Origin of the sequence: Microbacterium sp. 22296 (assembly GCF_052045385.1) — a bacterium.
Lineage (GTDB): Bacteria > Actinomycetota > Actinomycetes > Actinomycetales > Microbacteriaceae > Microbacterium.
The window spans coordinates 190,584-203,053 of sequence record NZ_JBQEOS010000001.1 but is presented as its reverse complement, the minus strand read 5'-3'; the positions used below and the strand labels follow the sequence as shown (position 1 = coordinate 203,053).

Annotated in this window: 11 protein-coding genes and 1 tRNA gene; 6 read left to right on the top strand and 6 right to left on the bottom strand. The window is 69.8% G+C overall.

Translation table 11 applies throughout. The features are described from left to right. Positions 1 to 93: 93 nt before the first annotated feature. Positions 94 to 750 carry an SIMPL domain-containing protein gene (locus tag ACTJJP_RS00950; RefSeq protein WP_440773192.1) on the top strand — a complete coding sequence of 219 codons (657 nt, stop codon included), beginning with the start codon at positions 94 to 96 and terminating at the stop codon, positions 748 to 750. A gap of 55 nt (positions 751 to 805) precedes the next feature. Here ACTJJP_RS00950 and smpB read toward each other — a convergent pair whose 3' ends face one another. The 4 genes from smpB to prfB form a co-directional block, all read right to left on the bottom strand. Next, positions 806 to 1,282, bottom strand: a complete 477-nt coding sequence (smpB, locus tag ACTJJP_RS00945) for an SsrA-binding protein SmpB (RefSeq protein WP_055953901.1) — start codon at positions 1,280 to 1,282, stop codon at positions 806 to 808. A 54-nt stretch (positions 1,283 to 1,336) separates the two neighbouring features. Continuing rightward, positions 1,337 to 2,254 carry a permease-like cell division protein FtsX gene (gene ftsX, locus ACTJJP_RS00940; protein ID WP_440773191.1) on the bottom strand — a complete coding sequence of 306 codons (918 nt, stop codon included), beginning with the start codon at positions 2,252 to 2,254 and terminating at the stop codon, positions 1,337 to 1,339. After that, a complete protein-coding gene (gene ftsE, locus ACTJJP_RS00935) occupies positions 2,251 to 3,297 on the bottom strand; it encodes a cell division ATP-binding protein FtsE (protein ID WP_440773190.1) in 1,047 nt (348 codons plus the stop codon). Before ftsE ends, ftsX begins: the two co-directional genes overlap by 4 nt. Positions 3,298 to 3,419: 122 nt before the next feature. Beyond that, positions 3,420 to 4,529, bottom strand: coding sequence for a peptide chain release factor 2 (gene prfB, locus ACTJJP_RS00930; RefSeq protein ID WP_440773189.1), 1,110 nt, complete (start codon positions 4,527 to 4,529; stop codon positions 3,420 to 3,422). A 71-nt stretch (positions 4,530 to 4,600) separates the two neighbouring features. Between prfB and ACTJJP_RS00925 the strand changes: the two genes are divergently transcribed. Both ACTJJP_RS00925 and ACTJJP_RS00920 read left to right on the top strand, forming a co-directional pair. Next, positions 4,601 to 5,836 (top strand): MFS transporter, encoded by a 1,236-nt coding sequence (locus ACTJJP_RS00925; RefSeq protein ID WP_440773665.1) that lies wholly within the window; start codon positions 4,601 to 4,603, stop codon positions 5,834 to 5,836. Positions 5,837 to 6,092: 256 nt separating this feature from the next. After that, complete coding sequence (locus ACTJJP_RS00920) at positions 6,093 to 7,814, top strand: M20/M25/M40 family metallo-hydrolase (protein WP_440773188.1); 1,722 nt, start codon at positions 6,093 to 6,095, stop codon at positions 7,812 to 7,814. Between the two features lie 75 nt (positions 7,815 to 7,889). On the opposite strand, the gene ACTJJP_RS00915 is transcribed toward ACTJJP_RS00920, so the two are convergent. Then, positions 7,890 to 8,912, bottom strand: a complete 1,023-nt coding sequence (locus tag ACTJJP_RS00915) for an NADPH:quinone reductase (protein WP_440773187.1) — start codon at positions 8,910 to 8,912, stop codon at positions 7,890 to 7,892. A gap of 72 nt (positions 8,913 to 8,984) precedes the next feature. On the opposite strand from ACTJJP_RS00915, the gene ACTJJP_RS00910 reads away from it, so the two are divergent. From ACTJJP_RS00910 to ACTJJP_RS00900, 3 genes are all read left to right on the top strand, one after another. Further along, a complete protein-coding gene (locus ACTJJP_RS00910; RefSeq protein WP_440773186.1) occupies positions 8,985 to 10,601 on the top strand; it encodes an amidohydrolase in 1,617 nt (538 codons plus the stop codon). A gap of 51 nt (positions 10,602 to 10,652) precedes the next feature. Continuing rightward, positions 10,653 to 10,734 (top strand) — tRNA-Leu (locus tag ACTJJP_RS00905). A 101-nt stretch (positions 10,735 to 10,835) separates the two neighbouring features. Then, on the top strand, positions 10,836 to 11,600 hold the full coding sequence (locus tag ACTJJP_RS00900) for a DedA family protein (RefSeq protein WP_440773185.1): 765 nt from the start codon (positions 10,836 to 10,838) through the stop codon (positions 11,598 to 11,600). Positions 11,601 to 11,603: 3 nt separating this feature from the next. Here ACTJJP_RS00900 and ku read toward each other — a convergent pair whose 3' ends face one another. Then, a complete protein-coding gene (gene ku / locus ACTJJP_RS00895; protein WP_440773184.1) occupies positions 11,604 to 12,458 on the bottom strand; it encodes a non-homologous end joining protein Ku in 855 nt (284 codons plus the stop codon). Positions 12,459 to 12,470: the final 12 nt, after the last annotated feature.

Genomic DNA, 12,470 nt, shown 5'->3' with positions numbered 1-12,470 from the left:
TCCACGGCCGGAACGGCCGATCCTCCGGAGTTCTGAGCGGGAAGGAGCGCATCGACACGGGGCCGGACGACCGCGCTCCCGTAAGCTCACCGCATGAGCGACGTCGTCATCACCGTCCGGGGCGAAAGCAACTCGCGCGTCCGCGCCGAAGAAGCGGCCGTGCGCGTGACCGTCTCCACCGACGGTCCCACGCGCGGTCCCGTCGTCGAACGGGCGCAGGAACGCGCGACAGCGGTGCAGGACGGCCTCGTCGCCCACCTGCGCTCCGGTGAGGTCTCGGAGTGGTCGAGCGCCCGCGTCTCGGTCTGGTCCGACCGCCCCTGGAACAACGAGGGGACCCAGCTGCCCCTCGTGCACCACGCGAGCGTGGAACTGTCGGCGACATTCACCGACGCCGGCGCATTGTCGTGGTGGCTCGGTGACGTCGCCGAGTCCGACGACGTGCAGGTCACGGCCGTCGAGTGGCGCCTCTCCCCCGACACGCGCGCCCGGGTGGAACGCGAGGTCGCCGCCGAAGCGGTGCATGTGGCCCTCGAACGGGCTACGGCCTACGCCGACGCCCTCGGCCTCGCATCGGTGGCGGCGGTCGAGATCGCCGATGTCGGATTGCTCGGCGGTCGTCCCGAGGCGCCGTCGCCGATGGGCGCGCGGATGATGGCCGCCCATGCCGACTCCGGCCCGTCGTTCAGCCTGCAGCCGCCCGAGATCGTCGTGACCTCGGCGGTGGAAGGGCGCTTCCGCGCGGAGTGACCCGCCCGAATCGGACCGCACGCCCCGGGCGCCGGTGATGCAGGTCGCGCGGCTGTCAGTCGCCCAGGCGGTTCTTGGTGCGCATCGCCCGCTCTGCCTCGCGCTTGTCCTCGCGCTCGCGGATCGTCTGACGCTTCTCGAACTCGCGCTTGCCCTTGGCCACAGCGATCTCGACCTTGGCGCGACCGTCGAGGAAGTACAACCGCAACGGCACGAGCGTGTAGCCGCCCGCCGAGACGGCGTGCGACAGCTTGATGATCTCCTCCTTGTGGAGGAGAAGCTTGCGCGTGCGCTTGGCGGAGTGGTTCGTCCAATGCCCCTGCGAGTACTCGGGGATGTGCACCGCGTCGAGGAACGCCTGCCCGCCGTCGATGTAGGCGTAACCGTCGGTGAGGTTCGCCCGACCCTGCCGCAGCGACTTGACCTCGGTACCGGTCAGGATGAGACCTGCTTCGTAGGTCTTCTCGATGGCGTAGTCGTGACGCGCCTTCTTGTTGGACGCAATGAGCTTTTCACCCTGCTCACGAGGCATGGTGCCACCTCCTCATGATCATGGGCACACGGAGCCTTACAGATTACCCCACGCTCAGGTGCGCAGCCACCGCCGGATGGCGAAGCTCGCGCTCAGGGCGGCGAGGATCACCCCGACGACGACGATGACCGGGATGACGACGGCGACGTCGCCCACGTCGACCCACGACGTGATGAATCCGATGCGGTCCCGCAGGTACTGGTTCACGCCGACGCCGACGATGGCCCAGACCGCGACGCTCGCGAGGGCCGAGCCGACCAGGGCGGCGAGCACGCCCTCGACGACGAACGGTGTCTGGATGAACCGGTTGGACGCCCCCACGAGCCGCATGATGCCCAGCTCCTTCCGACGCGCGAACGCCGACAGGCGGATGGTCGTGGCGATCAACAGCACGGCCGCGATCAGCATGAGACCAGCGATACCGACGGCGACGTAGGTCGCGACCGTCAGCGCCTGGAACAGTGGCTCGAGATACTGCAGCTGATCCTGGACGTCCTCGACCCCGGTTCGGCCGCTGAACGCCTCGGTGATCACGTCGGACTGGCTCTGGTCCACCAGGTTGATGCTGAAGGTCGCGTTGAACTGGTCGGCCGTGACGACTCCGAGGATGTCCTCCGGCAGCTGCTGCTGCGCGTCGGCGAACACTTCGTCGCTCGTCTGGAACGTGTAGTCGCGGATGAGCGGCGCGAGCGCCTGCCCGTCCAGCGTCGCCTTGACGTCGTCGATCTGCTGCTGGGTCGCCGGCTCCCCCGCGGCGCACGTGTCGGTGTTCGACGACGATGCGCACATGAACACCGCCACCTGGGCGCGGTCGGCCCAGTACGACTGCATCTTGCCGATCTGCATCTGCATGAGCATCGCCGCGCCGACGAACGTCAGCGAGACGAAGGTGACGAGGATGACCGAGATCACCATCGACGCGTTGCGGCGGAGACCGGTGAAGGCCTCCGACAGGATGAGCCCGAACCTCATGACGTGGGCCCCACTTCGTCGACGCGGTCTGTCTTCTTCCCGAGGCCGAGACGATCGGCGAGTCCGAGCTCGTCGACCTGGGGGGTCGTGACCGGAATGAACCCCGTGTTCGTCCCCGGCTCGCGGGGCTGCCGGGCGGGCTGCTCGGCGGCGGCCTCCGCTGACGCCGGAGTGTCGGCCTCGGGGGCGGCATCCGGTGCCCGTTCCGCACGAGGTTCGGGGGCGGCATCCGTCTTCGGCAGGGGCTGCAGGGGGCCCGTTCGACCGGTGACCTCGCGCTGCACCTCGAGCACCGCCGAGAGGGCGGCGACGGCGGCCGCACCCTTCTCGACCTCAGGACTCAGACGCGGGATGCTGGCGGTGTCGCCGTAGCCACCGCCGCGCTCGTCGCGCACCATCTCGCCACCGCTGAGCTCGATCACGCGTCGCTGCATCTGGTCGACGAAACCGGCCTCGTGCGTTGCCATGACGACGGTCGTGCCGCCGGCGTTGATCCGCGCGAGAAGGCGCATGATGTCGGTGGACGTGCCGGGGTCGAGGTTTCCGGTCGGCTCGTCGGCGAGCAGCACCTGGGGGCGGTTGACGAGGGCGCGCGCGATGGCGACACGCTGCTGCTCCCCACCCGACAGCTCGTGCGGCAGACGCTTCTCTTTGCCGTCGAGGCCGACGAGTGCGAGCACCTCGGGGACGGCCTGCTGGATGAACCCTCGCGAGGAGCCGGTCACCTGGAGCGTGAAGGCGACGTTCTGGAACACGGTCTTGTTCGGCAACAGTCGGAAGTCCTGGAAGACCGAGCCAATCTCGCGACGGAAGTAGGGCACCTTGCGGTTGGACAGCGTACGCAGGTCCCGACCGAGCACGACCACGCGCCCCTCGCTGGGCGTCTCCGCGCGCAGGATGAGCTGCAGGCACGACGACTTCCCCGACCCCGATGCACCGACGAGGAAGACGAACTCCCCGCGCTGCACCTCGAAGTCGACGGCGCTGAGGGCGGGCTTCGCGGTGCCGCGATACCGCTTGGTGACGTTTTCAAACCGGATCATGGCTCGATGAGCCTAAGCGCGGGCCCGGGACACGCCGTCAGGACGCGCCGTGTCGCGAAACGAGAGAACCCTGTGGATGCCGGTCGTCTCGGCATCCACAGAGTTCGTCGTCACGGGAGGGGTCAGTCGTCTTCTTTGCGCTTGCGCCAACGGATGCCGGCGGCGATGAGCCCATCGAGGTCGCCGTCGAAGACCACCGCGGGGTTGCCGACCTCGTAGCCGGTGCGCAGGTCTTTCACGAGCTGTTGGCCGTAGAGGAAGTACGAGCGCATCTGGTCGCCCCAGCTCGCGGTGATCGTGCCGGCGAGCTCCTTCTTCTTCGCGGCCTCTTCTTCGCGCTTGAGCAGGAGCAGGCGGGTCTGCAGCACGCGCATGGCGGCGGCGCGGTTCTGGATCTGCGACTTCTCGTTCTGCATCGACACGACCAGGCCCGTGGGGAGGTGCGTGATGCGAACGGCCGAGTCTGTCGTGTTGACCGACTGTCCGCCCGGCCCCGACGAGCGGAACACGTCGACGCGGATGTCGCCCTCGGGCACGTCGACCTCGACGGCCTCTTCCATCACCGGGATGACCTCGACCGCGGCGAAGCTGGTCTGGCGCTTGTCGGCACCGCCGAAGGGGCTGATGCGCGCGAGGCGGTGGGTGCCCGCCTCGACGGACAGCGTGCCGTAGGCGTAGGGCACGTCGACCTCGAAGGTCGCGGACTTGATGCCCGCGCCCTCGGCGAACGAGGTGTCCATGACCTTCACGGGGTACTTGTGGCGCTCGCACCAGCGCAGGTACATGCGCAGCAGCATCTCGGCGAAGTCGGTGGCGTCGTCGCCGCCCGCGCCGGAGCGGATCGTGACCACCGCGGAGCGCGGGTCGTACTCGCCGTCGAGGAGCGTCTGCACCTCGAGCTGGCCGATCACGTCTTTCAACGAGGCGAGTTCGCGACGGGCCTCGTCAGCGGACTCCTCGTCTTCCATCTCGATGGCGAGTCCGACGAGCACCTCGAGGTCGTCGAGGCGCTGCTCGATCTCGGAGACGCGCTTGAGCTCCGCCTGCTTGTGGCTGAGACGGCTGGTCACCTTCTGGGCGTTGTCGACGTCGTCCCAGAGGTTGGGGGCACCGGCCTCTTCGCTGAGGCGTGCGATGTCTGCGGTGAGTGCGTCGACGTCGACCACGGCCTGGATATCGGCGAAGGTCGAGCGCAGCGCCTGGATGTCGGCGGTCAAATCGAGTTCGAGCATTTGGCATCCAGCCTATCGTGGAGACGGTGACAGCCGACTCTCCCCGGAACGTGCTGGTGCGCTTCGCGCCGATGATCTACGGACCCACCCTGCTCTTCGCGATCGGCGAAGGCGCGGTCATCCCCCTCATCCCCGTGATCGCCGACCGGCTCGGCGCCGACGTCGCCCTCGCGGCCCTGGTCGCCTCCGCCCTCGTGGTCGGGCAGCTGTGCGGGAACATCCCCGCGGGGTGGGCCGTCGCCCGTTTCGGTGAGCGCGTGACGATGGGCGTCGCCGGCATCGTCGTCCTGGCCGGTCTCGTCGGCATCGTGTTCGCGTCGTCGCTTGCGGTGTTCGCGGCGGCGGTGTTCCTCATCGGCTTCTGCGCGGCGGCGTTCGCGCTGGCCCGCCATTCGTTCATGACCACCCGCGTGCCCCTGCACTTCCGCGCCCGGGCGTTGTCGCTGCTGGGTGGCACCTTCCGGGCGGGCATGTTCGTCGGCCCGTTCATCTCGGCGGCACTGCTGGGCGTCTTCGGCGACGAGACGGCATCCGTAATCTTCTTCGCCGTGTGCCAGGTTGCGACGATCCTGCTGGTGTTCTTCGGACCCGACCCCGAGCGCGCCGTGCCGGTCGGGGCGGGCTCGACGCAGCGGCAGCCCGCCGTGACCGGGGAGGCCGAAGACAGCGGCGAGCCCGTCACCGGCGCGATCCCCACGGCCGAACGTGCCGGGGTGTTCCGCACGATGTGGCGCTTCCGCGGCGTGCTCGCGCGGCTCGGACTCGCGGCGGCCTCCCTCTCGGCGGTGCGGTCGGCCCGCCAGGTGGTGCTTCCACTGTGGGGTGTGTCGCTGGGATTGGATGCCGGCACGATCGCGGTCGTGGTCGGGGTGTCGGGTGCCATCGACTTCGCCCTCTTCTACGCCAGCGGTCAGGTCATGGATCGCTTCGGACGGCTCTGGGCGGCGCTGCCGGCGATGATCCTCATGGGCGCCGGGTTCATCGCGCTGTCGTTCACGCACGATCTCGGCTCCGCGGCCATGTGGTACGCGATGTTCGCCGCCGTCCTCGGCGTGGGCAACGGCCTCTCGAGCGGCATCCTGCTCACCCTCGGAGCCGACATCGCCCCTCCCGCCGAGCCCGCCGCCTTCCTCGGGTCGTGGCGGACGCTGACCGATGCCGGCGGGGCGGTGGCACCGTTGCTCGTCTCGGCGCTCACGGCGGTGGCGTCGCTGTCGGTCGGAGTGGGAGCGGTGGGCGCGATCGCGGTGCTCGGCGCCGTCGGCTTCATCCGGTGGGTGCCGCGGTACGTGCCGCGCCCTCGCTGAGAGGCGGGAAACCGTGCGGGTCGATCGCACGGCCGAGGCGTTCGAGTGTCGTCCGCGCATTTCGTCGCCGTAAACATTCCGGTGACCAGTAGCGAATACATGGACATCCGATAAGAATCGACATGTGCCCGCCTCCTCGTGCGGGTACGTCATTCCCCCTGGATGATGCGGACATCGCTGCCCGCAGAGAGGTGCCTTCACCGTGCCCCGTAACACCACTCCTTCCCCGCCCTCGCGCGGCCGACGGTTCTCCGCCGTGATCGCCACGACCGCTCTCGTCGGCGGATCGCTGCTGCTGGCTCCGGCGGCGAACGCCGCGGTCGCATCGGGAGAAACGCCGAACGACCTGGGCCTGACCGGCGCCGACGTCATGACCCACCTCGCCGAGCTGTCCGAGATCACCGAGTCCTTCGCCGCGGAAGGCTTCCGCGCCTGGGATTCGCCGGGCTACGAGGCCGCCGCCGAGTACGCCGAGGACGTCCTCGAGACCACGGGAGCGTTCACGGTCACCCGCGATGAGTTCGAGGTGCCCTACACCGACCTCGGCGAGGCCTCGCTGACCGTCGACGGCAAAACGTACGAGGGTTCGCACTTCGACCTTAGTGAGGGCATCGACGGTGACCTGACCGCCGATCTCGCCCTGCCGTCCCCCAACGCCGCGGGGCTGCGCGAAGGCTGCGCGAGCACGGACTACGCGACTGTCCCGGCGGGGGCGATCGTGCTCGTACAGCGAGGGACCTGCACCTTCGAAGAGAAGATCGATCTCGCCACCGCTGCCGGCGCCGGCGCGGTGTTCGTGTACAACAACGCCCGTCCTGAAGCCGAGGGGACCACTCCCCAGGACCAGCTGACCAACGTCGCCTCGGGTCCGCGCAACACCGACGACTCCCCCGCGGCCACTCTTCCGCAGGCCAGCGGCGAGGCGATCGCGGCGCTGATCTCGGCGGCACCCGCCGATGAGCCCGTCGAGGGCACCGCCGTCATCGAGAAGGAGTTCCTCGTCGGAACGTCCTTCAACATCATCGCCGACAGCATCGCGGGCGACCCCGACGGCACGATCGCCATCGGCGCGCACCTCGACGGCGTCGCCGAGGGTCCCGGTGTCAACGACAACGGCTCGGGCTCGGCCGCCATCCTCGCCCTCGCCGAGAAGATCGCGGCATCCGAGGTTCCCAACGACAAGCGCATCCGCCTCGCCCTCTGGGGTGCCGAAGAGATCGGCCTGCTCGGCTCGACGGCCTACGTCGACCAGCTCGTCGCCGAAGACCCGGCGGAGCTCGCCCGCATCTCTGCGTACCTGAACTACGACATGATCGGGTCGGAGAACTTTACGGTGGGCGTGTACGACGCCGACCAGTCCTCGTCCGAGGCACCCGTGGACATCCCCGACGGATCGGCCGAGATCGAGGACGTCTACACCGATTACTTCGACGCCATCGACCAGCCCTGGATCGACACCGAGTACTCGGGACGCAGCGACTACCAGGCGTTCATCGAGAACGGCATCGCCTCGGGCGGACTGTTCTCGGGTGCGGATGACATCAAGACCGACGAGCAGGTGCAGTTGTTCGGCGGGACCGCCGGGGTCTTCATGGACCGGAACTACCACACCGAGAACGACACCCTCGCAAATGTCAGCCGCGCCTCGGTCGACATCTTCGCTCCGGCGATCGGCCACGCGGCCTACGCCCTGGCGTGGAACGCCGTCGAGCCCACGCCGACGCCGGAGCCGACGCCCACCGCGGAACCCACGGTCAGCCCGACCGCGGAGCCGACGGCCACGGCGGCACCCACGGCCGGTCCCTCGGCCAGTGCCACGCCCGTCCCGGGTTCGAAGGGCTCGGGCGGAAGCCTCGCGCGCACCGGTTCCGAGGTCGACGGTTCGCCTCTGCCGCTGATCGGTGCGGGCATGCTCGCTTTCGGTCTGCTGGTCGCGGCCGGAACGGCGATCGCGCGCCGCCGCACGCAGCAGCAGTAGTCGACGTTCCCCCCCGGACGACGAACCGCCGGGGTCGCGCCTCACGCGCGGCCCCGGCGGTTTCGTATGCGGCGGCTACTCGCCCTCGCCGACCCGGATGAGCACCTTCCCCGTCGCACCGTCCGCCACGGCGTCGTGCGCGGCGGCGGTGTCGGCCAGAGCGAACCAGGTCAGGGGCAGCCCGGCGTCCTCGCCCACCGGGAGCGCACCGTCGGCCACGGCGGCGGAGATGTCCTCCGCAGCGGCGGCGAGCGCGTCTTCGCCGACGGTGTACAGCAGCAGGCCCTGCCAGCGGACGTTCTTGGCGAAGCTCGCCCGCACGGCCGCCGAGAACGCGTCGCCGCCGTTGTCGGCGTAGTAGCCGATCGAGCCGTGGTTGGCGATCACCTCGACATCGAGGGCGGCGTTGTCGGCGATGGCGACCTCGACGATGTGGTCGACGCCGTCGGGTGCGAGCTCACGGATGCCGTCGGCGAGCGCGTCGCTCGGGTACTGCAGCACGTGGTGGGCGCCGGCAGCCCGCGCCAGCGTTTCCTTCTCGTCGCTGCTGACGGTCGCGATCACCGTCGCGCCGGCCCAGACGGCGAGCTGGATGGCGGCGTGGCCGACCGCGCCGGCACCGCCGTGCACGAGGACGGTGCGGCCGTCGAGCGCGCCGGGGGCGAGTCGCGCGGGGCCGTTCTCGTGCACCGTCAAGGCGCGGTGGGCGGTCATGGCGGGAACGCCGAGGCTCGCACCCAGCTCGAAAGAGGCGCCGTCGGCCAGCGGAACGGCGCGTTCGGCGGGGATGACGGCGTACTCGGCGGCGGTGCCGGTGGGACGCTCGTGCTGGGCGAGGTAGACCCAGACCTTCTGGCCCGTCGACGGGGTGTCGACGCCGTCGCCGACGGCATCCACGATTCCCGCGCCGTCCTGGTTGGGCGTCACCTCGTCCCAGGAGAACGGCCGGCCGCCCTGTCGAGCCTTCCAGTCGGTCGGGTTCACCCCCGACACGGCGATGCGCACGCGCACCTCGCCGGGGCCCGGCTCGGGCACGGGTCGCTCGACGAGCGAGAGGACGGAGGAGTCACCGGTCTGGGAGTACGTGATCGCCTGCATACGGAAGGAAGCGCCCGAGGCGGCGCGCGCATTCCTTCGGCGTGTCGCAGAGGTCCCCGCCACACTGAAGCCGTGAGCAGCCTTCTCGTCGCCGACGGCGTCTTCTTCTCCGCCGGAGCCGTTCTCGATGCCGACGCCCTGGGGATCCGCGACGGCAGGATCGTGGCCGTCGGTTCCCGCCGCGCGGTGCGCGACGAATTGGGCAGCGTCGACGACGAACTCGACGCGCGCGGCGGTCTCGTGACGCCGGGGTTCGTCGATGCGCACCTGCACCTCGGTGGTGGGGCGGTGGACGCCCTCCGCTGCGATCTGGCCGGCGCGGCGACCCTCGATGAGCTCGACGAGCGCGTTCGCGCCTTCGCCGCCGGCACCGGCGCCGGTTCCGCCTGGGTGGTGGGCGGAGGGTGGGACCCCACGCTCTTCCCGCCCACCGGCCCGACCGCGGCCCACCTGGACGCGCTGGTTCCCGACCGACCCGCCTTCCTGCTCGACGCCGACCACCACGGCGGGTGGGCGAACTCGGCGGCCCTCGTCGCCGCGGGCATCGACCGGGAGACCCCCGATCCCTCCGACGGGCGGATCGAGCGTGGGGCCGACGGCACTCCTCGCGGCGCGTTGCGCGAGGGCGCCATGCAGCTGGTCTCCCCGCACATCCCCCCGCACGAGACCGCCGACATCGCGCGCGCTCTGCTGACGGTCTCGCGGTCGGTGTTGGCCGCCGGCATCACCGGCTGGCAGGAGGCCGCGCTGGGAGAGTACGCCGGGTACCCCGACTTCTCGCACGCGTACCTCTCACTGCTGAACGACGGGTCGCTGATCGGGCGGGCGACGGGCGCCATCTGGGTGCCCCGCACCCTCACGTCGGAGGGCATCGACGCCTTCGTGGCCGTGTGCCTCGAGCGCGCCCGGGCGAACACCGCCGCCGGTTTCGCCACGCGCACGGCGAAGCTGATGCTGGACGGGATCGTCGAGACGCGGACCGCTCACCTCTGCCACCCCTATCCCGACGGATCGCACGGCCTGTCGTACTTCGCGCCCGAGCTCGTGCAGCAGCTGGTGCCCGCGTTGAACGCGGCCGGTCTCGCCGTCCACGTGCACGCCCTCGGGGATGCGGCGGTCCATGACGCTCTCGACGGGTTCGCCGCGGTACCGGCCGATCACCGTGCCCGCGTGCGCAACCACATCGCCCACCTCGAGCTCATCGCGCCCGACGACGTCCCCCGCTTCGCCTCGCTGGGGGTCACCGCCAACTGCCAGCCGTACTGGGCCTGTGCCAACGCCCTCGTGCGCCAGGTCACCCTGCCGCTGCTCGGCGTCGACCGCGCCGACGATCTCTACCCGTTCGCGGCCCTCCATGACGACGGCGCCGCGCTCGCGATGGGGTCGGACTGGCCTGTCTCGACCTTCGACCCGTGGCTGGGCATCCACGTCGCGGTCACCCGCCGTCCGCCCGGTGAGGGGGATGCCGCACCCCTGGGTGCCGGGCAGGCGCTCGAGCTCGGGACCGCCCTCGACGCGTACACGCGCGGCTCCGCCGATCTCCTCGGCATCGGTCCCGGCACCCTCGTGCCGGAGGCGCCTGCCGACCTCGCGATCGCCGACCGCGACCCGTTCGCCGGTCCGGCCGTCGACATCCATGAGACCCGGACGAACGTCACCGTGGTGGCGGGTGAGGTGGTCGCGCTTTGACGGCTCGTTCACATCGAGCGCGCGCGTGTCCCGTTTAGACTGATCCCACTCGCGGGAGTGGTGAAATCGGCAGACACGCAGGATTTAGGTTCCTGTGCCTTCGGGCGTGGGGGTTCAAGTCCCCCCTTCCGCACGATCGGCCGTTTCACCGGTGACGTCTCGCCCCACCGCGTCGCCCGCACCGTTGTCCGACCGTTCCACCCAGCACCGCTTCTCCGATCCGACGGGACCGATGTGATCCACACCACCGCCGCCCTGCTCCCGTGGCTCGACCCCGCGACGATCATCGACGCCGCCGGCCCCTGGGCCCTCGTGATCGTGTGCCTCATCATCTTCGCCGAGACCGGCCTGCTGATCGGCTTCCTGCTTCCAGGCGACACGCTGCTGATCATGGCGGGCATCCTGTCGAACCCGGTCACGCACCCCCCTCACGGCGTCTTCGGCGTCAACGTCTGGATCACCGGCATGCTGATCGGCCTCGCCGCCTTCCTCGGCGGCGAAGTCGGGTATCTCATCGGCCACAAGGCGGGGCCTGCGATCTTCGAACGCAAGGAGTCGGGGCTGTTCAGCCGGAAGAACGTCGAGCGCACCAACGCGTTCTTCGTCCGGTTCGGCGGGCTGACCGTGATCCTCGCCCGCTTCGTGCCGATCGTGCGCACGTTCGCGCCGATCGCCGCGGGCGTCGGCCACATGAACAAGTGGAAGTACACGCTCTACAACCTGATCGGCGCCCTCATCTGGGGCTTCGGCCTCACGGTGGCGGGCTATCTGCTCAGCCTCATCCCCGGCGTCGGTGAGTTCGTCGCGGAGTACATCGACGTCATCCTGCTGACGGTCGTCGTCGGCACCGTCGGTTTCGTGGTCTTCCACTACTTCCGCGAGCGCGCCGCCGCCAAGCGCGACGCGGCGGCCGGGCACGGCACCGTGACCCACGCCGAGGCCGAGGCGCTGACCCTCGACCCGAAGACGCTCGAAGACGGCGACCACCCGGCCCGCTGAGGTTCAGGACGCCTTCGTCTTCTTCTTGACCGCCGGCTTCTTGTCGGCGGCCTCGTCTTTCTTCCCCGCCCGCGCCGCGCGGCTGCGCTCGACGCTCGCGCGGAGCGCCTCCATCAGGTCGATGACCTCGCCGCCGTCCTCCGTCTCCTGCGTGCCGAAGGTGGCATCCGTGTCGATCGCGTCGCCCTTCTCGAGCTTGGCGTCGATCAGGGTGCGCAGCTCCGCCTGGTACGCGTCGGTGAACTCCTCGGGATCGAAGTCCTTCGAGAAGCTCTCGACGAGGGATGCCGACATCTCGAGCTCCTTGGCCGAGATCCGCACGCTCTCATCGAGCGCCGGGAACGCCGCCTCGCGCACCTCGTCGGCCCACAGCAGCGTCTGGAGCACGAGCACGTCTCCGCGCACCCGGAGGGCGGCGAGCCGGGTCTTCTGCCGCAGGGAGAAGCGCACGATGGCGGTGCGGTCGGTCTGCTCGAGGGTTTTGCGCAGCAGGACGTAGGCCTTGGGCGACGAGGAGTCCGGCTCGAGGTAGTACGCCTTGTCGAGGGTGAGCAGGTCGACCTGGTCACTGGGCACGAACTCGACGACCTCGATCTCGCGGCTGCGCTCGCTCGGCAGCGACGCCAGGTCGTCCTTGGTCAGCACAACGGTCTGCTCGCCGTCGTCGTAGGCCTTGTCGATGTCACTGTAGGGCACGACCTCGCCGTCGATCTCGCAGATGCGCTGGTAGCGGATGCGCCCGCCGTCGGCGTTGTGCACCTGGTGCAGAGAGACGTCGTGATCCTCGGTGGCCGAGTACACCTTCACGGGCACGTTGACGAGGCCGAACGTCAGGGCACCCTTCCAGATCGATCGCATGGGTCCAGTGAA

Bases quoted from the DNA above. Each gene is read 5' to 3' on its own strand.
- ACTJJP_RS00950 (WP_440773192.1), top strand. From the start codon at position 94: ATGAGCGACGTCGTCATCACCGTCCGGGGCGAAAGCAACTCGCGCGTC.
- smpB (WP_055953901.1), bottom strand. From the start codon at position 1,282: ATGCCTCGTGAGCAGGGTGAAAAGCTCATTGCGTCCAACAAGAAGGCG.
- ftsX (WP_440773191.1), bottom strand. From the start codon at position 2,254: ATGAGGTTCGGGCTCATCCTGTCGGAGGCCTTCACCGGTCTCCGCCGC.
- ftsE (WP_440773190.1), bottom strand. From the start codon at position 3,297: ATGATCCGGTTTGAAAACGTCACCAAGCGGTATCGCGGCACCGCGAAG.
- prfB (WP_440773189.1), bottom strand. From the start codon at position 4,529: ATGCTCGAACTCGATTTGACCGCCGACATCCAGGCGCTGCGCTCGACC.
- ACTJJP_RS00925 (WP_440773665.1), top strand. From the start codon at position 4,601: ATGATCTACGGACCCACCCTGCTCTTCGCGATCGGCGAAGGCGCGGTC.
- ACTJJP_RS00915 (WP_440773187.1), bottom strand. From the start codon at position 8,912: ATGCAGGCGATCACGTACTCCCAGACCGGTGACTCCTCCGTCCTCTCG.
- ku (WP_440773184.1), bottom strand. From the start codon at position 12,458: ATGCGATCGATCTGGAAGGGTGCCCTGACGTTCGGCCTCGTCAACGTG.